Here is a 20,553-nt window from a genome sequence, read left to right as displayed (position 1 = left end):
AACCGAATATACCCGTCAAAATAACGAATAAACAAACGGTTAGTCGCTCAAATTACATTTACTGACTTGGTAGTTTACTGAGCCACTAAATCGCCTTTTCGTACCCAAAATGCTCGCACATGGTCGTAAATCAGATTAAACACAAACGCGTAAATGGTAATAAAAATGGTCACGCCGATGTCCATCAAAAATGCCTGCCATAACCCGACGTTGAGCAAGTACGCCATCACAGGGATCGTCGCCACCAGCAAGCCTGCCTCAAATAACACGACATGAAAAACACGTAACTTGAGCGAACGCTTTGATTTTTCACCCGTGAAATAACGGTCAAAAATGCGATTGAAACAGTAGTTCCAAATCATCGCGATAGTGGCAACGACTATCATGGTTCCTGATAAGGCATTCACATCGTGATCGGTAAATATCGCCAAGCCCATAATTGAAAGTGTTACGGCCAAAACTTCGAATAACACCGAGTGGAACACTCTTTCTGATGTACTCATACATTCCTCTAAATAATCTAGTCTATGTTGGGTTAGCTCGAATTATGTCATCGAAAATAATAAGAGAAAGTTAACAGCCATCACGAACAGTGATAGCCTAGGAGTTATCCCCCCCTTTGGTATTGAGCGAGAGATAGAATGTACAGTTTTGAGCAATTAAAAGTCTTCGTCACCGTGTGTGAAAGTGGCTCTTTTTCTGCTGCTGCACGCAAGCTGAAACGCGCTCAATCCGGCGTCAGCCAATCGATCGCCAATCTCGAAATAGCCATCGACCAAGAGCTGTTTAACCGCGAGAAAAACATCCCCGTTTTGACCAACACAGGCAAAGCCTTATTGCCTGTTGCCAAGTCGATTCTCGACCAACAAAAGTACTTCGACCAAAAAGTAGAATCGCTGACGCAAGAAGATGAACACGAACTGATCATTGCCATTGATGAGAGCATCATAGATAAGAATTTCATTAAGATAATCAGCTCACTAGCCGATCAGTTTCCAATCACACACTTCGATATTATTACGACATCTACCTTCGATGTTGAAGACTTAGTAAGGCGCGGAAAAGCACAGATTGGCATCATCTATGCGGATGGTGAGCTTAAGGTGGATATGGACTTTTTCCTACTTGGCCAAGCGCGCTTTCTTACTGTCAGCTCTGCCACGCACGAGCTGAGCCAAATGCCCGTCGTTCAAGACTCAGACCTAAAGCGCTACCGCCAATGTGTGCATCGTAGTTCGAAGCAGCACGAATTGTGGTTCACCTATGGCATCAGCTCCATGCTTTGGTATGCCAACAACCACAAAACGATCATCGATCTCGTTGAACAGAACGTAGGATGGGCAAATGTGCCTGAAATGATGGTGATGGAAGGAATTCGGAAAGGCGATCTCGTTGCACTGCCAGTGGCACACGAGCATGGTGGTTGGATTACTCCAGTGGGTTGCTTAGTGTCTCGCAGCCATATCAATGGGCCAGTGTTAACAAGTTTACTTGAAAAACTAAAGGGCCACTCATTAGAGAACAATCAATGGCAAGCCAACTAATCTTCCCCAATCCTTGAGTTCAGCCTATTTCAGCAACGGAATCCTAAACCAATGACGGTGGTGTTTTCTCCAGCACTACCTCATTTCCGCTTTTCGTGCCGATAATTTTCTTTGTCGTGTGGATAAAACACCCTAGTTGATATCCCAAAGTGACATAACTAGTATGCGATCCCAAAGGGTTTGTCTTATCAAACTGATATCGACAAAACCAAATCGCTCTTTAACACCACTGACCCAACTTCAAATCTCCCACATAAGTGCCCCTGCCCTGTAACCACTTGTGAAAGCTTCAAATAGATCACTTTTGAATATTGATTCGCACCCAGTTTATGAGCCCTCTTCGAGTGCTTTTTTATATCTAAATGAACCTTTTGGAAAATTTGTCGTGAACGTTTTAAGAAATATTTGCCCTGAGAAAATGGGCAAAGAGCGTAACAAACGAGAGTATGATTTACGCGTACTTAATTGTGTCAGTGAAAGCGAATATGAATCGCGTATGGCAGTTTGGAATAGCTTAACTTTGGTTGCTACTCCGTCTGTTTCAGAAACAAAAGGCTTCATCGATGAGGCTTTCAACAAACTTCAGCAAGACTTGAAAGAAGCGAGCCGCGAGTTATCGATAAACTACACAGACTTCATTGCAATGGCGCATGAAGAACTCAACTACATTAAGGTGTTTGTTGCTGATAAGACCGCACAATACGGCTGGTATGCCGCGATCGTTGTTATGATCATCGGTACTGTTGCTCTGTGTGCTCAGTAGATCAAACTGTGCATTCAATAGACGCTTTCAGGCTCAATAAAAACGTTATGCCTCACACACAGCATAGCGTGCTTAATAGTTTGCCTTAAAAGCTCAAGCGATAAACATAAGCACATCTCTGTGCTTATGTTTTAGCTAAAAAACAAACAGTTAAAATCATTTATTTTCTAGTCTAAAAGACTTCACTCTCCCATTAGAGACAACAAATCCTGCGTCGCTTTTTTTGGATCTTCAGCGTGACATATCGCAGATACCAGTGCTAACCCATGAATACCGCTCTCAACTAACTGCGGGATGTTCGACTCGTTAATTCCACCAATACCGACAATCGGTAACTTCGTTGTCTCCAACGCCATTTTAATGCCGTCATAACCCCAATGTTTCTTAAGGTTTGTCTTAGTCGGTGTGGCAAAAAGTGCACTGAGGCCAATGTAATCAATAGGCAGACTATCGGCTTCTTGAAGCTGTTGTTCAGTTTCGATAGACAGACCAAGAATCTTGTCTGGGCCAATCAACTGACGGGCTAACTCAGCAGGCATATCTGATTGACCTAAATGCAAGCCGTCAGCATCCACAGCCAACGCAACGTCCACTCGGTCATTAATAATCAACGGCACATTAGAACCTGCCAAAATCGACTTAACAGCTTGTGCTCGTTCAATGAAAGCTCTCACATCCCCATGTTTCTCTCTCACTTGAACCATAGTGACACCACCAGCGACCGCTTGTTCAACCACGAACTTAAGTGTTTCTAAATCTTGTTGGTCATCCGTTACTAAGTAGAGCTTATAAGGGTTCATATCGTGCCTTTGGAGTCGGAGTCTAAATAGAGTTGCTACCATTTTACCGACAAATCGCATCATGTGCATGGAAGTTAATACTAAATTAGCTCAATTAAGCGCGTGCCATTGAATATACAACTCGTTGAAAGCATGCCAAAAATCCTGAGATTTTTAACTAAAGCGTTACTTATTACACAAACTATTCACTTAAGCCTGTCCAGAACGCTGTTTTATGGAATACTTCGCTATGAAGGAATCAGGTAAATATAGGGATAGTTATGCGCCACCTTTCTATAGCGTTTAAGATCAAGCTGGGTTATGCCATCTGCTTACTCTTTTTCGTCATTTCAGGCTTTGTGAGTTACAAAGGTATCCAAACCTTGTCGAACGGCTTTAGCCAGTACAGTGAGCTCAGTCAGAAAGCGACACTGTCAGGCAACATTCAAGTGCATTTTCTTCAGATGCGCTTAGCCTCTGAACGTTACTTAGAGTCATTGGATGAGCAATACGAAACGAATTATCAATCAAGCAAACTCGCGATTGATGAACTGCTGAACAACTTAATCCAAACCACCACCAAAACCGATAGCCTAGCTAGCCTGCAATTAGTGCAAGACAGCGTGGCGGCATTTGACACGGCTTATGGCTCAATGAAACAGAGCCAGCTACTCATCGACCAATTGGTGAATGTCGAGATGGTCAAACGAGAAACCAACGCCCTCAAAGCCGCTCAGAGCTTGTTGTATGAGTCGTACAACAACAACGATCCAAACGCGAGCTTATACGCAGGTATGTTGATGGAGAACTTTCTCGCAGCCAAGATCACCGTACTCAGTTATTCAAACAACAACGACCTAAAAACCTATGAAGCGGGTAAAGATATCTTTGAATACGCGCTACCAGGTATTGAAGGCGACATTGAATCTCTCAAATCATCGCCTTATCAAAGTGAACTGATTGAAGACTTCTCTAACCAGCGCGAAGCGTATGCAAAAGGCTTTGAACAAGTTCATCAACAAATGATTGAGAACACCCAAAGAACCGCAACCCTCGCCTCTATTGGTGACAGTTTAGCGATTGCAGTCGCGGATGCTCAAAGCATTCTAGAGCAACAGAAACAAGCATTGACGCCTGAACTGCAAGCCAGTGAAAAACGTTCGATTCAAATCATCTTCTTGCTAACGGGTGTGGCTTTGGTGATTGGCATGACGAGCGCTGTGTTGGTGACTCGTTCTATTACCAAGGGCATCGCACAGGTTAAACAGATCACCAATGAGCTTTCTCAAGGCAACCTGAATGTTGAAGTGAACATCGAGAGCAAAAATGAGATTGGCGAGCTGCTGACCAACATGGAGATCACCATCGAGTCTCTGCGCGATATTGTTGGTCAAGTGAACCGCTCTAGCGTGCGTATTGGTGAGATGTCGGAGTCGCTGAATCAAGTGACCAATAATAGCTCCACCAACGCGACACAGTTGAACAATGAGATGATCAATATCTCCTCTGCCGTTGATCAATTGGCTTCGAGCACATCAGAAATTGCTGCAAGTGCTAACCACGCGTCTCAAGTTGCAAACCAAGCAACCGAGAATGTGGCGATGGGACTTAAAGAAGTAGACAAGACACTGCATGAGATTGGCAGCGCCGATGAAAGCATGCAGGTCAGCAGCCAGAAAGTGACCGACCTGCACAAAGAGTCGATGAACATTGGTGCCATTCTTGAAGTGATTAAAGGCGTCTCTGAACAAACCAACCTATTGGCATTGAATGCAGCTATCGAAGCCGCTCGTGCGGGTGAACAAGGTCGTGGATTTGCAGTCGTAGCCGATGAAGTAAGAACTCTAGCTAAGCGTACTCAAGATTCTGCTAGCCAAATTGATGAACTCATCACCTCGTTACAACGTGGCGCTAAAGATGCGTTAGAGTCGATCAAAGAGAGCCACAGCACGGTTTCAGATGCTTCAACTCAGGCACAACAAGCCTCTCAGAATTTGCATGTGATTAACCAACACATCCAAGATTTGAATCAGGCCAACAGCCAGATCGCAGTATCGGTTGATGAACAGGATTGCTTGACTAAGTCGCTGGGTGAAAATGCGCAAGGTGCCAATACCATCGCGCAGAGCAACCAAGAATCTGTCAGCAGCATTTCAGGTGCAGCGAGCGACTTAACCGAAGTTGCTCATCACTTAGAAAGCCAAGTGAATCGATTTAGAACCTAACTAAACCAATTGCTCATATAACGAGATAGCTAATACGACGACGAGTTAATACGGTTTTGAAGCAATAATAGAAAAGCCCTCAACACATATGTGTTGAGGGCTTTTTCATAAGCTACGAATGCAGATCTAGATTGAATCTACTGAATTTTCAAACGTTGGATCAACGTATCTTCATCCAATTGATATAACTCATCAAGTAAGTTCATTTGCAAGCTACCTGGGCCGCGTGAGTTCTCGGCTGCGATTTCACCAACCACACCCAATACTGCAGCTGCCGCCAAACCACTGTCATCACCGACAGCCGCGAAAGCACCCGTCAGCGCTGTTAGCGTACAACCCATGCCCGTCACATACGGCATCATTGGATGACCATTGTTTAACATCACAACACTGTCTTTGGTGACAACGTAATCTGTCTCACCAGAAATAATCACATTCGCACCGTATTCAGCCACTAAGCATTGCGCTGCGCCTAATGCAGCATCACTGCTATCTAGCGCATCAACGCCTTTGCTCTGTGCTTGCTCACCCGCTAACGCGATAATCTCAGACGCGTTACCACGAATGATCAATTTATCGGCTAAGCGTGCAATTTCACGAGAAGTCTCGGTACGCAGCGTACTTGCGCCACAACCTACAGGATCAAGAACCACAACCTTGCAGTTTGCATTCGCTTGTTCAACGGCGAAGCGCATTCTTGGCGTCCACACACTGTCGAGCGTACCGATGTTAATCACCAGCGCGCCAGAGAAAGACATCATCTCAGCCAATTCTTGCTGTGAGTGCGCCATGATAGGAGAAGCGCTAATCGCCAATAAAGCATTGGCCGTATTGTTCATCACGACGTAGTTGGTGATATTCACAACCAGCGGTTTTTGCTCTCGTACTGCGCGCAGCGATTGGATGATTTGTTCAGTTAGCATGGGTAAATCCTTATTCGTAAAAATCGCTTTAAGCCGCGGTTGAGTCATTAAGTGCATTCAGACCTTGCTGCCAAAAAGCCACTTCCATACGCGTTGCGGTTTTAAAGATATGAACGATGTTCTGGCCGCGCTCGCTGTTGATATCGATTTCAGCAATCAGTTGATTGAAGTATTCCGCGCCCGTTGCCACGCCAGACTGGAACTCTTCTCCACCGTACAGTTGCAGCCAGCTTGCGTATGGGTTGCCTTCCAAAACGGTTTCACTGCTTTCTAACAGCGCTTTACCAATCACAGCGTAACCAATGGAACACGGAGCCAGTGCCGCATATAAGTCGACAAGATCACCTGTCATACCCGCATCTAGAACGTAGCGCGTGTAAGCAACTGTGCCGAAATCTTCAGGTTCGTTTTCCAAGTCAGATTCAGTTAAACCCCACTGACCACAGTAAGTCACGTGGTGTGAAATTTCAGAATCTAATAGAGCATGAACACTTGGCAGTGCACGACGCATATCAGCCAAGGTTTTAGCCTTGTAAATTGCCAATGCATAAGCGCGGGCATACTGTTTTAAGAACAGAAAATCTTGCTTCAAATAATGCAGAAAACACGGCTGGGCGAGAGTGCCGTTTGCCAGCGTTTTAACAAAAGCGTGCTCGGTGTAGTCTTGCCAATCTTGCTGACAGGCTTGGATTAAGTCTTGGTATTTCATGAGATTCCTTAGTCAAAAGTCGGTACGTAATCAGCGGCTTTTGGTAGTGATTTGATAATGCCTTTGTCGAACATGAATTGTGCGTAATCGTCGTAACGCTTTAGGTCAACAGCAGAAGGGCGAAGTGCAAAACGAGTCAGTGTGTCGTTCCATGCGCGTTGGTTAAGCTCGTTATTCAACGTATCTGGTGAATACGCCACAAACTCACTCCATGACTCTTGTGGGTGGTTCACAATGTAAGTGGTTGCTTGCTCAAGTGCTTTGTTGAACGCTTTGATTGCTTCGTCGTCGTGTTTCTTTGCGTTCGCCACAAAGATCAGCTCGTCGTAAGCGGGTACGCCGTGCTCTTCTGGGAAGAATGCTTTCGCTTTAAAGCCTTCAAGTGCTAACTGGTTAGTTTCGAAGTTACGTAAGCCACCCCAGATTGCGTCTACCTTCCCTGATGCCAATGAAGATGAAAGTGCCCAGCCGACATTGATGGTTTGCACGTCTGTAAACGCAACATTTTCTTGAGCTAGCATGGTGCCGATGGTCGCTTCTTCGTTACCCGCAATCGCAATACCGATCTTTTTGCCTTTCAGATCCGCTAGTGAATCGTTCTTGCCATTATCCAAAACCATCAACGTATTCAGTGGCGTTGCGATAAGAGTAGATGCACGAACGAGAGGCAAACCTGCCGCTACATCCATGGTTAAACTTGGTTGGTAAGTTACCGCTAAATCGACCTTACCTGCCGCAACCAATTTTGCTGGCGTGCTTGGGTCAGCTGGTTCTTGGATTTCAACCTCTAAGCCTTGGTCAGCAAAGTAGCCACGCTCTTGAGCAATCACAATTGGGCCGTGGTTCGGGTTCACAAACCAATCCAACATCAATGTCAGTTTCTTTTGTTCAGAATCCGCCAATGCATGACCTGAAACCAATGAAGCAAGCAGTGCCACTGCACCTATCAATTTTGTATTTTTCACAGTTAACCTTTCCTTTTGAATATTATTATTGTGTTTGTCGATCTAATTTTTAACGAGGTTTGTTTAGATAAATAGCCTTGAGCGAAGCTTTATTAAACAAAGAGTTATTGAGCTAACCATCACTGGTTCTCCCAAGGGATAGCTTTTTTGAGTAATTTGTCTGTGACAAAATAGAGCGATATCGAAAGCACCGCCAAGATGAATAAGGCCGCAAACATCTCATCGATGATCATGCGCGCGTTGGCCTGTAGCATTAAATAACCTAACCCTTCACTCGAACCCACCCACTCGCCAACAACCGCGCCAATTGGAGCAATCACCACAGCCACACGAATGCCAGACGCCAGTGTTGGCAGCGCCGCAGGCAGTTGGATATGGCGGAGCAGTTGCCATTTCGATGCCCCCATGGTCTTGGCAAGATCGAGGTAGCCTGTCGGAGTATTTCGCAGGCCGTCGTAGCAACAGGTCGTTACAGGGAAGAAGATTATGATTGCAGCCATCACGACTTTTGAAGCGATGCCATAGCCAAGCCACAGCATCAGTACTGGCGCGATCGCAAATACAGGAATCGCTTGGCTGGCAATCAAGATAGGCAACAACCAGCGTTTCAATGGTTCAAACATCAACATCTGCAGGGCGAAAAACAGCCCCATGGATAAACCGAGTAACAGCCCAAGTAAGATCTCCTGCGCAGTCACCCAAGTGTGTTTGAGTAGCACATCGTAACGTTCAATTAGCTTGATGAAGACTTCTGCGGGAGCTGGCAGAATGAAGCTTGGCATCTCGAAGATAACCACCACCAGTTGCCATAAACCGAGAATCACGGCGCTGCTGATAAGCAAACGCATAACGGGATTCATCTGACGAGGAGGTGTAGTGGCAGTCTGTACGTTAGCTGAACGAGCCACAACTTCGCTTCGTGTTAGATCATTCATAATCACGCTCCAACTGATCTAAGATCGCTTGTTGTAGCTCAGCACATTCACCATCTAGCACTCGTGGTGTCGCCGTGTTAGGCACAGACAAAGACTGAGCATTCGCAGGTGTGCCTTGCAACACATACAAGTTGTCCGCCAAACGCACCGCTTCTTGTGGATCATGGGTGATCAACACAACGGTTTTACCTTTTAGCAGTTCACACGCTAAACTTTGCAGTTTGTGTCTTGTTACCGCATCCAGCGCAGAGAACGGTTCGTCCATCAGCACCACTGGCTTGTCTTGCATTAAGGTTCGAGCCAAAGCAACACGCTGACGCATGCCACCAGACAATTGATCCGGCAGAGTAGACGCGTGATCAGCCAAACCAACCGCAGCTAACAACTCTAGTGCTTGATTGGTTTGCAGTGCTTTATCAGAAGCTGAATTTTGAAAACGATGACTTAGGCAAACATTGTCGATAACCGACAACCATGGCAGTAACAAGTCTTGCTGTGCCATGTATGCGATGCGATCCGTTAGAGGCAATTCATCAGACGTTGCCAAAGTGCCCTGCCACTCCACCTTATCGTCCAGTAAGCCTGCCAGATAACGCAATACCGTGGTTTTTCCGCAGCCACTTCGACCTAGCAATACCGTCCACTTACCTGCGTTTAAGCTAAGCGACAACCCAGATAAGGTCGCGTGCTCACTGTCGTTATAACGCAAGGAGGCATTGCTGAGTTGAACACCAACTGTATTAACGGACATTACCGTGTCCAGCAAAGAAGTGATTTACAGGCCCATGACCTTGGCCAACTTGCAGCTCATCAGCGTGAGCAATCGCGCGAGAAATGTATTGTTTGCCTAGGTCGACAGCCTCTGAAAGCGTGTTGCCTTGCGCTAAGAAAGAAGCAATCGCAGAAGAGAGCGTACAACCCGTGCCGTGGGTATTTTTAGTAGGAAAACGCTTCGCACTAATCAAAGCAGAGGTGGTTGGCAGAATCAGTAAGTCGTTACTGTTCTCATCCTTCTCTAAGTGGCCGCCTTTGAGAAGAACGGCTTTCGCGCCCAGTGCGCGTAAGTCTTCAATCATGCCCTGCATTTCAGCTTCGCTTTCAGGTACCGGCTTGCCTGTTAGCGCCGCTCCTTCTGGCAAGTTAGGAGTAATGATGTCTGCCAGCGGAATCAGCTCTTGTTTTAGCGTGGTGATAGCCGAGTTTTCTAACAGCAGATCACCACTGGTCGCGACCATCACAGGGTCAATCACTAAGTGTTTAGGTTGGTACTGCTTAATTTTGTCTGCAACGACTTTGATGATTTGCGAATCGGCCAACATGCCGACTTTTACTGCCACGATATTGAGATCAGTAAACACTGCATCTAACTGACTAGCTACATGGTCGAGTGGAATAGGGAAAATGGCTGACACGCCTTGAGTGTTCTGAGATGTGATAGCGGTAATTACCGAACAAGCAAAACTACCGGTAGCAGACATGGCTTTAATATCAGCTTGGATCCCTGCACCGCCGCCGCTGTCTGAGCCTGCGATCGTCAATACAATCGGAGTGTTCGTTCGAATCGAACCATCAGCAGAGTGCTGTGAAACTGAGGCTTTGGGCGTTAAATCTTTTGAAATAGAACTGTGTGTCATTGTCGCTCCTACTATCTTACAAGACGTAGGAGAACGAACACTGATCGAAGGAGAAGTCGCATTAGGCTCATGAAAATTTTCATGGGTGCAGACGTAGATCGAGTGCTTATAGTTCCCTACGCCAGTGTTAACTGAATCAGGTTCAACGGGTCTCGATTAACGATCTCAGCAAACACCAAATAAGGTATATGCCCCCCGACTATTGATAGCGATAGTAACAGCACTCTCACAACTGAGATACTGATTTTATTCAATTATAAGAATTACTCATGAATAAATTTCAATTAGGCTCAACAAAACAAATACTTATAACGTTCCTTTAGATGGCTTCGACTGTATCAACAAGCACAGCACAATCAGAAACATACCTAACCAACCTATAAAAGGAATCAGCTCACCGACAACGCAGACGGCAAGCACCGCTGCGACTACTGGTTCAAACAGAGTCAGCAGATTGGCGCTACTCGCGGTCACATGGCGTAAACCAAAACTGAACGCGATATAGCCCAAGCATTGTGGAATTAACGTCAGATAACTGATGACCAATACGTTAATCTGCGAGGAAAACAGGTTATCACCAGTAAACCAGAGCGTTGGCAGCAACAGCATCGCACCCAGGCCAAAAATACTGCCCATCGCCGCTTGTGACTTAATCCCTTTGTCGATCAGTGCTTTGGTCGCCCAAGAATAAATGGCGTAACACAACCCAGCGAGCAAACCTAAAGCAATACCGAACAGCTTGAGATCATCACCGGATTCATTCGTCGATGAAGATTCTGAAAACACCAACAACCCAATACCCACCACACCAATCGCAAAGCTAGTGAGCCAACGTTTGTTGATATTATTCTTTTTGCTAATCAGACACTCTAATAGTGCCGAAAAGAAAGGGGCGGTCGCAATCGAAACCACTGTACCAATCGCCACACCTGATAATTTCATTGAAGAATAGAAAGCTAAGGGATAGACCGCCAAAGCCAAAGCACTCACTGCCAACAACTTCTTGTTCTGCAAAAGCTTGTCGAAAGCGAATAGGATTTTTCGATACGCCAATCCCGCTTGCATTAGGCCACCGATGCCCATAGAGAAAGCACCAATCGCTAATGGGCTTAGATCAGGTGCAAAACTTGCGGCGGTGCCTGTCGTGCCCCATAAAATTGAAGCAAACAAGATGGCCAAAGTGCCCGTTTGGAATTCGTTAACGCGATTGATGGCAAGATTCATTTCTATTACCCAATTTTCATTTCTGAAATAGATAATAGTGAAGATTGATATAAGTTAGTTTGCCGAAAGGACGCTATTGTTGTTTCTAAAGACTGTCTTTCATTGAGCCTAGAAACGCCCTTGGAGACATCCCAAAGTGCTGAGAGAAGCGGCGACTGAAAGCAGAAACATCACTATATCCCACATTTTCAGCGATCAATTGAACAGGTAAATCTGTGTGGGTTAACAAGGCTTGAGCTTTCTCCATACGATATCGAGTGATGTATTTAAGCGCACTGATACCCAGGCATTCTTTGAAGCGTTTTTTGAATTGAGTGGGACTCAAACAGGCCGTTTCTGCAAGTTGAGATATAGAGAGAGGTTGGGCGTAATTATCCGCGATCAGCCTTTGTACCGCACGAATACGAGGGTCGATGCTCTTGCTGACTTGTTGTTGCTCTAACAGCAATGAAAACACATCCAAAACTGATGATTCAATACCACTATCGACCTGATATTCCAGCTGCTTCTCAACAAACAGCAAGAAGCTCATCAAAGGTGGCGTTATCGTGAAAACCGAGAGCTCATGTTCTAACAAGTGCTGCGGCAACTCTGCCATATCTGCGACAATAAACCGCGCTGCTTCATCCGCCTTAAACGCATGCGCGGTGGTTACCGGAATTACGACACATTCGCCCACGGCCACTTTGCCGACATACCCCACCATCTCGATATTGATACTGCCTTGGATCGGCAATACCAGTTGATGATGATCATCATGAGCATGGGTATTAAATTGCTTGGTGTAAGATCGAATACTTAAGCTAGATTTCATGAGCAACGCCGGAGTACATTTCGCTAAGTTAGAGTAAGAGATACAACGTTACATTATCACTTCCCTAGAGTCACACTCAATGCGCATCAAATTCATGCTAATTAGGTGACATGATCAAAAACGGCCTCCAAATAAGAGGCCGTATTTATTCGAATGCTAAATCACGTCAAAGATTTAAAACGATACTTGGTTATCCTGACCAACCACTACCTGAACACTATTTTGAACATCATAGATTTCAAAACCATCAGCAACCGGATCAGCATTGTCTTCATCACTGTCGTGTTGCGCAGTACAGGTATAACCTAATGAGTAAGTACCTGGGTCGATGAAACCAAGGGAAAACTCATAGTTAGTCTGTGCTTCATTCATTGCCACTGAAGCTGAAGTAATCGGTTTTTTCTCCGCTGTACCACCAATTGGTGCCATGTCAGCTTTAGCGATGTCACCTTCATACAAATAAACCGATTGAACGAAGGTATTATCATTTGTAGGGTTACAAGCTTCAAAAGTTGTTGTCGCTACAGTACCTTCAATGTTTCCTGTTTCAACCGTATTGATAAGGCTTACAGACGTTCTTTGAATGGTGTAATCAGGGAGAGTTGAACTGTTCTTTAGGCCACGTCGAAGATCGAACTCAACAACAAAATCGTTACTTTGTTGGTTCACATCGAATGAGTTGTTGAAGTACAGCACGCCAGCGTTATCTTCTTTACCCACACCTTGCGGGCACGCGCCTTCACCTTTCACCGTTAACTCACGATTCGTATCATCATTTTCTACCACGTAAGATGGATCTGTTGGGTGATCGCCATCATTCGCAAACACACACAACTTATAGCTACCTACTGGAACTACCTCATTTTCAATCAAAGGAAGCGCCTCGCTGCCTTGGTAATCCAATAAATTAACACTTAACGGAATAGGATCTGCGCCATCAGATAATGGATCGCCATTTTCATCAACGTAGTCGCCGTTTTCGTCCGTTTTATACACATCATAAATCAGTGGCGAACCTCCCCCTTGAGGAAGTAAAGCCACTTTGCTGAATGTCACCGTCACATCTTTAACATCATCGACGGGCGCATCACTCACACTCAAGGTAATGGGTGTCGTACTGCTTGATGCTCCTGAGTCTCCGCCACAACCAACAAGCCCTGCCAACACAAGGCTCGCTAAAGCCGTTTCCTTTAAATATTTCATAACTCATTTCCTATAAAATCACTGCTCAATAAAGGGCTTATTCGAGTGCCCTCTTATTCTTTTTCTTGTTGTGACCCATAAATAAACAGCGCTATTGTTTGATGTTTATATCCCTACTATTCAAGGCATTCCTCATCCAAAAAACACTGTTCATCAAGGTGCACATATCAAGTCGCACATAGGTTAATTAAGTCTAGTAAGTAAATTGTCAGTAGCAACGCATATTTGGCAAAGGTGCTGTCAATTGTGTTGAAATAGTCGTTGAGTAGAAAATGGGAGGCAGGGATTGAAAGCAACTTGATCAAAGTGAATAATCGCCACTAAGATCAAAAAAGGCCGTTAAGACAGCCTCTTGCTGAACTTAAACGACCTTTTCATTGAATGTGAATAAGCTAAGACGATATCAGCTCATTCAACTCACTTATTTTTGAAGTTGCTCTTTAGCCGCTTCAACCTTAGAAAAATCTAGGCCAAGCTCTTCAACTGCTTCTTTGATTAGCGCAGGGTTTTGCATTACCTGACCCATCAGCATTTGAAGCTTATCTTGTGGTAAACCAAGTTGGCTGATTGTCGCCATTGCTGCAAGAGGGTTCTCGGTCAACGTCTTGAATATCTCGCTGATCTGCTCGTCGCTAATATTGTTCTCTTTCAACATTGCTAAAATCGGGTTCATTTTTTTGCCTTTGAAACACTAAATTAAGTAGGAGCACAGCATACCATCTAGCTGTGCTCGATTGTACTAGCAAGTGAAGCTTTGGTTTAACACGAACTGTGCTTTTCCCAAACGCAAATAATGCTTGGGCTTAGCGAGACTCTAATGGGTAAGAGCGGTAGCTCCACATACCATACGTTCTCAGTGCGTCACGGTAGATGCCTAGAAGCTCACCACTGCTCGCTTTCTTAAGATCTTCTAGCGGCTTATCTGGGTAAGAAACCGTATCGAAGGTAATGCCCTGAGGGCCAGTTTGCCAGCTAGCAATTTCAAACAGAGTTTGACCACGACGAACATGGCTTGCCGAGCTAATAATGGTCGCGTGCTTAATATCATGACGAGCAAGCGCATAGCTACTGAATAAGGCATTGCCTACCGTGCTGGTCGCGTAGTTCTCTTCAATGATGCGGTCTTTGCTTACCCCTTTTGAGATAAGCCAATCCGCCATTAACTTGCCTTCTGTCTTATGGTTCTTTGGCACGCCGCCGGTTAAGACGATCATCGCGTCTGGGTTAGCTTTAGCCATCGCCAATGTTGTCTCAAGGCGCTCAATCAAGATTTCATGCATAGAACCATCAGGGTTAAGCGCGTAACCTAGAGTAACGATAGCGCCATGATCATCAAGTAAGCCTTTGTCCGCAGACTCTTTAAGCGGTGTTTCTAACACACGGTCAACCGTAGCAAAAATACGCTTGATGTCTTCTGCTTTGCCTTTATTCAAGCTTTCCAGTTTTTCCATGTGCTTATTGGATTCACTTTCATTGCCTTCAAATCGTTGCCAAACCGCAAGATACGCGTGCAAGTCGACATCGTCTGGTGCAACCGTCAGTGCTTGTTCAAATAACTCAATAGCGCGCTCTGCGTTCTTGTTGTAGATCTGAGCGTTCGCTGCCGAGATCAACAAGTCAGTACGGTAAGGTTCTAGCTGGTACGCTTCTAACAGTCGGTTAGTCACAATTTCCATGTTGCTTGGCATTTTAGCCGTGAAGCCCGCGTGAGAAATTCTTGCCGGAGACTTAAACGCCTGCAACGCATCAAGAAGTAGTTGGTCGACAACTTGTCGCTTAGTCACCAACTGCGCATAATCCGCTGAAGCTTGTACTGCGCCATCGTTAGCAGCAAAAGAATAAGGTGTTGCGCCAAAAGCAAGCATGCCACCAAGAGCGAGGGCGATAATGTTCTTTTTCATGGAAAGATCCTGTGTCGTTAAGTGTTCACATCAGATTTGCTCCCCAATGTAAGCCCCCAAGATTAAAAAACCGTGAACCAAACCTTACTCTCCAAGGTTAATATTTATTTGTTGCATAAGATGTGGCTGCAGATCACGATTTTATGCGCCAGAGTAGGCTCAAATATCCAGATAGCTTCGAGTTATGAGGAACTCCCTTGATTACTTTGGAATATTTAACTTCGCCCCCACACGCCTATTCCATCTAGATTCGTAAGTTTCGAAGCTCAACATCAAACTTAAATGTGCATTTTATGTTCATTATTTCAGCAACTTAAAACGCTATCTCTCTACAAGTCGACGCTCATTCACGTTTGCTCAACCAAGTTCAAAAAGCACAGAGTGTGATATCAAGTCAGTCAATTCACAGAAAATTCAAAAATCAATCATTGAACGATCGTTCAAGTGGTGCTTTAATAAATGACCAATACAAGGAGTTACCCCATGCTTAAGTTCTATTTTCACCAAACACCCAACCCAATGAAGATCGCTCTGTTTTTGGAAGAGACAGGCCTAGATTTTGAACTTGTTCCTGTTGATACCTTAAAAGGCGAGCAACACACACCAGAATATCGTTTGATTAACCCGAACGGTAAAACACCAGCCATTGAAGACGATGGGCAACGCGTGTTCGATTCGAACGCTATCCTTCTGTACCTATCAGAGAAGACGGGCAAACTAGGTGGGCAACCGGAAGACAGAGCCGAACTACTCTCTTGGATGATGTTTATCGCGAGTGGCCTTGGCCCATACTCCGGCCAATCGGTACACTTCCGTCATGCAGCGCCAGCAGGCCTAGACTACGCTGTGAACCGTTACCTACGTGAAGCACAACGTCACTATGAAGTGTTAGAAAAGCATATGGAAGGTCGTGAATTTATCGTCGGAAATGAGTACACCATTGTCGATGTCGCGGCATGGGGTTGGATTGATAAAGCACCTTTCGTGCTTGGTGAAGAAGGCCTAGAACCTTACCCGAATTTGAAGCGCTGGTTTAACGCAATCAACACTCGCCCTGCGGCACTGCGCGCTCGCGAGATTGGTAAAGGCATTGAATTTAAAACCGAACGTGATGAAGAAGCGAAACGAGCACTGTTTCCTTCAAATTACGCTAAGTAGTAAAAGTTTGGTATTTAATACTCACTTTAGTGATAATAATCACTGATTTTAAGGCAAAAAAGAGCCGTTAATAAGTGGCTCTTTACGCCGATAATAATACTATTCAAGCATGTAACTTACAGTCAGTTCCGGCAATTTACACTTAGATTTATATCCGGAGCGAGATCATACTCAACCACAATTTGTGTAGTTTGACTTCAAACACTCTTTAAACATTTCTCGAGCTTGCTTTATATCTTGTGGGTTCATTTTCTTGATCAGAACATCAAAAGTTGATTTAGTTACTTTATGTCCACTATGCTTCACCAGATCAAGCCACATATATGATTTTCTACTATCTTGGGGAACACCTTTACCTGTCTCATACATCACCCCGAGATTGTGTTGAGCTTAAGTGTCCCACTGCCCAGTCGCTTTTCGATGTAAACTCTAAAGTAAATAATATAAGTGAATATCATTAAGCTGTATGATATTAATCCACGTAGAGTTTCAGTTACAAAGTACAGTAATGTAGAAGCATCCTCAGGCGGTTCTATGGTAAAACTGATAAAGATATCAAGTCCACAACTCAAAACGAAGATCAGCATCAACCTACCCACTATCCCTTCAGTATTTTTCCAACTTTCACTTAACGATAAGAATATAGGTTTATCGTTTAAAATAACATCAAAGTCTGCAAGCGCATATTTAGATGCAATATATAATCCCGGTATGATCAATACAAATGTACCCAAAATAATTGCTAGACAATACAGAAATTGTACAAGAAACAACCTCAAAAACTCCCTCCAAGAAACAGTTTCATCTTTTTTATGTATAGAAGCCTTAAAAGCCATGAATTTAATAAAACGGACCATTAAATAGGTTTGGACAGTAAATATTAAAATCCAATTAATGAAGTTGACCTGACTATAGTTAACACTCTCCAAAAATAATTCAATGGAGGGGGTAAGCAAGGATGTAAAAATCATATAAGGTCCGAATATTCTAAAAATTTCACCAAAGTTGGATTTGGTAAAGTAAAAACATTCCGCTAAAAGTTTGTTCATAATATCCACTTATTTGAATAGATAATTTGTTCTTCTAATTTTTGAGTGAGCAAACCATATCCTTAACTCCTCGGCCAAAACTACATCAAAAGCTAAATGAACAACTTTCAATATTTAACTTGATTACTACTTTGGGTTCAGTAAATCAATATCACCATAGAATCTAAACTCATGGAGCGTAAACTTACCGCTATTTTTAGTACCCAAAATGTAATCATGTATTATTTAATGATCACCCCTTCCGCTAGATCATGTTTAGGTTACTTTTTATGGCGTAAATTAGTTCCTTGCCCTGAACCCTTTTAAAAAATGAGTATAAGTTAGTGCTAAATCTCGACGTAATATCTGTATAACCATCAACAAGAAGTAAATCGCGGGAAGACTCCTCTATATATTGATCTTAGCTGGCCATTAGATGTTAGGTTTATAATTCCTTGTTAAAGAAGGCTGAGTAAAAAACCACTAGGTAACTGCCATAAAGAAGTAGCATCCCCCACAACAATTCCCTTTACTTAAATACCAGCTTTCCCAATAATCAGAACAATATCGTGGAATATAAACTTAAGACTAACACTTCGTCAATAAATTTAACTTATTGATATTTTAATAAAAAAGATTATTGGAACAGAAAGTTAAACTACAAATCTATAAACAATGACCAATCTACCCTCACCCTATCTATGGCCTCGTTAACTGCTTTATCACATTAGTTTTCCAAGCTTTCAATTTTTCTATTCACTCTACAGTTAATAGGCTCACCAGCAAGTACCTACATCATTTTAGATTTATTTTGGTGTCAAGAACGCTTATAACATTTTTATCAATTACATTACTTGCCTTTATTTTATGTCCAATTCACAACTTATAGCCTTTCGCCACTCTTCAGCTGTCTAAAATATTATTCCTGCCGCCATTTCATGTTTTTCAAACAAAAAAAGAGCCGCTAAAAAGCGGCTCTTGATTTTCAAACTATTCGAACTCGTTCAGATTACTCTTTACCGAATACGTTGTTCTCTTGCTCTTGTACACGGATGAAAGTCGTACGCTTAGTTAGCTCTTTAAGCTTTGCTGCGCCTACGTATGTACAAGTTGAACGTACACCACCAAGGATGTCAGAAATCGTGTAATGAACTGAACCACGGTATGGAAGTAAAACAGTTTTACCTTCTGCAGCACGGTACTTAGCAACACCACCTGAGTGCTTGTCCATCGCCGACTGAGAAGACATGCCGTAGAACTTCATGTATTGCTTACCGTCTTGCTCTACCACTTCGCCGCCTGACTCAGAGTGACCAGCTAGCATGCCGCCTAGCATTACGAAGTCAGCACCGCCGCCGAACGCTTTAGATACGTCACCCGCACATGAACAACCACCGTCACCGATGATCATGCCGCCAAGGCCGTGTGCTGCGTCGCCACACTCGATGATTGCAGAAAGTTGAGGGTAACCTACGCCTGTTTTAACACGTGTAGTACAAACAGAACCAGGGCCGATACCAACCTTAACAATGTCTGCGCCCGCTAGGATTAGCTCTTCAACCATGTCACCCGTTACAACGTTACCAGCAGAGATAACTTTAGTCGGGAATTCAGCTCGTACTTTCTGTACGAACTCAACAAGGTGCTCTGAGTAACCGTTAGCGATATCGATACAGATGAATACAAACTCTTCGCTAAGCGCCATGATCTTCTTAACTTTCTCGAACTCAGCTTCAGAAGTACCTGTTGATACAAAAACGTTGTTCAGAGTTTTCTTGTCTGCTGTTTTAGCGAACTCAGCCCACTGCTCTACTGTGTAGTGCTTGTGTACTGCAGTCATAACACCGTGCTCTGCTAGAGCGGCTGCCATTTCAAAGCTTGCTACCGAATCCATGTTCGCTGCAATTACTGGAGTACCAGACCATTGACGACCGCTATGCTTGAATGTAAAATCGCGGGTTAATTCAACTTGAGAACGGCTTTTAAGGGTAGAACGCTTCGGACGGAAGAGTACATCTTTGAAACCTAACTTAAGTTCTTGTTCGATACGCATGGTGTTTTCCTTGATTCATAAAATTATGTGTCTCTCGCGAAATGCGTAGTAAAACCGTTGGCAGACGAGTTTACTTTTCTTCGGACACAAAAAAACCGGAGCGTTGGCAGACGCTCCGGTTTTCAGCATTATAGGTCGTGATTTAGTAACAGCAAGTCTGATATTTCACTTTTTTTTGTGCTATCCTCTCAAAGATTCCATACCTGCTTCAAACCCCTCAGCTTTACTTTTCCACTAAATTCTTATTAATTAATAACTTAGCGAACTATTCACGCAAACGCTGTCGGTTTATTGCGCAATCGTTTTCCTCCCTATCTCACTCAATATCACCCTCATTAAGCAATAATGTGAAGAAAGTGCCTCGAAATCACATAAAAATCACACTTTTCTCCAACAAAAAAATGTCTTTTTTCTTAAATAAATTCGATTTTTTCCCAAATTTTCTTTGTTTTCGACCAAATCCGGCAATCTCATCACCTTGTCAGTTCGCCTCAATTTGGAAAAGCACTGTGCAATGGGCTCGATTTTTAGGTCGAGATTCACTTGGGTTTGAGAATCCAGCCCTCGCACTCCATTAAATAATGCTTTCAAGCTCAAACTTTATAAATCTAATTTCTATTAACCCGTAGCATTACCGTTCCAAAAGCACATTTCGTGGCTGCCCTTTCGTTCATTTAACCAGGAACATTCAGCAA

The 20,553-nt window shown here is 43.9% G+C and carries 20 protein-coding genes and 1 riboswitch; of the genes, 4 read left to right on the top strand and 16 right to left on the bottom strand.

What is annotated here, in order from left to right; genetic code table 11:
- Nucleotides 1-74: 74 nt before the first annotated feature.
- Entirely contained in the window at nucleotides 75-503 is a 429-nt protein-coding gene (locus L3V33_RS00950) for a PACE efflux transporter (protein WP_237288751.1), read from the bottom strand.
- Between the two features lie 138 nt (nucleotides 504-641).
- Between L3V33_RS00950 and L3V33_RS00945 the strand changes: the two genes are divergently transcribed.
- Nucleotides 642-1,544, top strand: a complete 903-nt coding sequence (locus L3V33_RS00945; RefSeq protein ID WP_237288750.1) for a LysR family transcriptional regulator — start codon at nucleotides 642-644, stop codon at nucleotides 1,542-1,544.
- A 418-nt stretch (nucleotides 1,545-1,962) separates the two neighbouring features.
- Nucleotides 1,963-2,307, top strand: a complete 345-nt coding sequence (locus tag L3V33_RS00940; RefSeq protein ID WP_171309345.1) for a thiamine-phosphate diphosphorylase — start codon at nucleotides 1,963-1,965, stop codon at nucleotides 2,305-2,307.
- Between the two features lie 182 nt (nucleotides 2,308-2,489).
- On the opposite strand, the gene thiE is transcribed toward L3V33_RS00940, so the two are convergent.
- The gene (gene thiE / locus L3V33_RS00935; RefSeq protein WP_237288749.1) at nucleotides 2,490-3,107 is read right to left on the bottom strand and encodes a thiamine phosphate synthase; all 618 of its coding nucleotides are present in this window, start codon (nucleotides 3,105-3,107) and stop codon (nucleotides 2,490-2,492) included.
- 260 nt (nucleotides 3,108-3,367) lie between these two features.
- Between thiE and L3V33_RS00930 the strand changes: the two genes are divergently transcribed.
- Nucleotides 3,368-5,311, top strand: coding sequence for a methyl-accepting chemotaxis protein (locus L3V33_RS00930; protein ID WP_237288748.1), 1,944 nt, complete (start codon nucleotides 3,368-3,370; stop codon nucleotides 5,309-5,311).
- Nucleotides 5,312-5,448: 137 nt separating this feature from the next.
- Here L3V33_RS00930 and thiM read toward each other — a convergent pair whose 3' ends face one another.
- From thiM to L3V33_RS00875, 11 genes are all read right to left on the bottom strand, one after another.
- Nucleotides 5,449-6,234, bottom strand: coding sequence for a hydroxyethylthiazole kinase (gene thiM, locus L3V33_RS00925; RefSeq protein WP_237288747.1), 786 nt, complete (start codon nucleotides 6,232-6,234; stop codon nucleotides 5,449-5,451).
- A gap of 28 nt (nucleotides 6,235-6,262) precedes the next feature.
- On the bottom strand, nucleotides 6,263-6,943 hold the full coding sequence (tenA, locus tag L3V33_RS00920; protein ID WP_237288746.1) for a thiaminase II: 681 nt from the start codon (nucleotides 6,941-6,943) through the stop codon (nucleotides 6,263-6,265).
- A gap of 8 nt (nucleotides 6,944-6,951) precedes the next feature.
- Nucleotides 6,952-7,908, bottom strand: a complete 957-nt coding sequence (locus L3V33_RS00915; RefSeq protein ID WP_237288745.1) for an ABC transporter substrate-binding protein — start codon at nucleotides 7,906-7,908, stop codon at nucleotides 6,952-6,954.
- Nucleotides 7,909-8,027: 119 nt separating this feature from the next.
- Nucleotides 8,028-8,768 (bottom strand): ABC transporter permease, encoded by a 741-nt coding sequence (locus L3V33_RS00910; protein ID WP_346730221.1) that lies wholly within the window; start codon nucleotides 8,766-8,768, stop codon nucleotides 8,028-8,030.
- Between the two features lie 67 nt (nucleotides 8,769-8,835).
- A complete protein-coding gene (locus L3V33_RS00905) occupies nucleotides 8,836-9,594 on the bottom strand; it encodes an ABC transporter ATP-binding protein (protein WP_237288743.1) in 759 nt (252 codons plus the stop codon).
- The gene (gene thiD / locus L3V33_RS00900) at nucleotides 9,584-10,477 is read right to left on the bottom strand and encodes a bifunctional hydroxymethylpyrimidine kinase/phosphomethylpyrimidine kinase (RefSeq protein ID WP_237288742.1); all 894 of its coding nucleotides are present in this window, start codon (nucleotides 10,475-10,477) and stop codon (nucleotides 9,584-9,586) included. Before thiD ends, L3V33_RS00905 begins: the two co-directional genes overlap by 11 nt.
- Before the next feature lie 96 nt (nucleotides 10,478-10,573).
- A riboswitch (TPP riboswitch) is annotated at nucleotides 10,574-10,685 on the bottom strand.
- Nucleotides 10,686-10,783: 98 nt separating this feature from the next.
- Entirely contained in the window at nucleotides 10,784-11,701 is a 918-nt protein-coding gene (locus tag L3V33_RS00895; protein WP_237288741.1) for an EamA family transporter, read from the bottom strand.
- 85 nt (nucleotides 11,702-11,786) lie between these two features.
- A complete protein-coding gene (locus tag L3V33_RS00890; protein WP_102487094.1) occupies nucleotides 11,787-12,515 on the bottom strand; it encodes an AraC family transcriptional regulator in 729 nt (242 codons plus the stop codon).
- 174 nt (nucleotides 12,516-12,689) lie between these two features.
- Complete coding sequence (locus L3V33_RS00885) at nucleotides 12,690-13,718, bottom strand: DUF4382 domain-containing protein (protein ID WP_237288740.1); 1,029 nt, start codon at nucleotides 13,716-13,718, stop codon at nucleotides 12,690-12,692.
- A 421-nt stretch (nucleotides 13,719-14,139) separates the two neighbouring features.
- On the bottom strand, nucleotides 14,140-14,391 hold the full coding sequence (locus L3V33_RS00880) for a DUF2999 family protein (protein ID WP_009844829.1): 252 nt from the start codon (nucleotides 14,389-14,391) through the stop codon (nucleotides 14,140-14,142).
- A gap of 130 nt (nucleotides 14,392-14,521) precedes the next feature.
- Nucleotides 14,522-15,619, bottom strand: coding sequence for a YdcF family protein (locus L3V33_RS00875; protein WP_146456367.1), 1,098 nt, complete (start codon nucleotides 15,617-15,619; stop codon nucleotides 14,522-14,524).
- A 483-nt stretch (nucleotides 15,620-16,102) separates the two neighbouring features.
- Between L3V33_RS00875 and L3V33_RS00870 the strand changes: the two genes are divergently transcribed.
- On the top strand, nucleotides 16,103-16,777 hold the full coding sequence (locus L3V33_RS00870; protein ID WP_237288739.1) for a glutathione S-transferase family protein: 675 nt from the start codon (nucleotides 16,103-16,105) through the stop codon (nucleotides 16,775-16,777).
- Between the two features lie 171 nt (nucleotides 16,778-16,948).
- Here L3V33_RS00870 and L3V33_RS23225 read toward each other — a convergent pair whose 3' ends face one another.
- The 3 genes from L3V33_RS23225 to L3V33_RS00860 form a co-directional block, all read right to left on the bottom strand.
- Entirely contained in the window at nucleotides 16,949-17,146 is a 198-nt protein-coding gene (locus L3V33_RS23225) for an SEL1-like repeat protein (protein WP_346730215.1), read from the bottom strand.
- Complete coding sequence (locus L3V33_RS00865) at nucleotides 17,146-17,826, bottom strand: hypothetical protein (RefSeq protein ID WP_237288738.1); 681 nt, start codon at nucleotides 17,824-17,826, stop codon at nucleotides 17,146-17,148. Before L3V33_RS00865 ends, L3V33_RS23225 begins: the two co-directional genes overlap by 1 nt.
- A 988-nt stretch (nucleotides 17,827-18,814) precedes the next feature.
- The gene (locus L3V33_RS00860) at nucleotides 18,815-19,858 is read right to left on the bottom strand and encodes a GMP reductase (protein ID WP_004731658.1); all 1,044 of its coding nucleotides are present in this window, start codon (nucleotides 19,856-19,858) and stop codon (nucleotides 18,815-18,817) included.
- Nucleotides 19,859-20,553: the final 695 nt, after the last annotated feature.

Origin of the sequence: Vibrio sp. A2-1 (assembly GCF_021728355.1) — a bacterium.
Classification (GTDB): Bacteria; Pseudomonadota; Gammaproteobacteria; order Enterobacterales; family Vibrionaceae; genus Vibrio; species Vibrio splendidus_K.
This window is presented reverse-complemented; position numbering and strand designations above follow the sequence as displayed.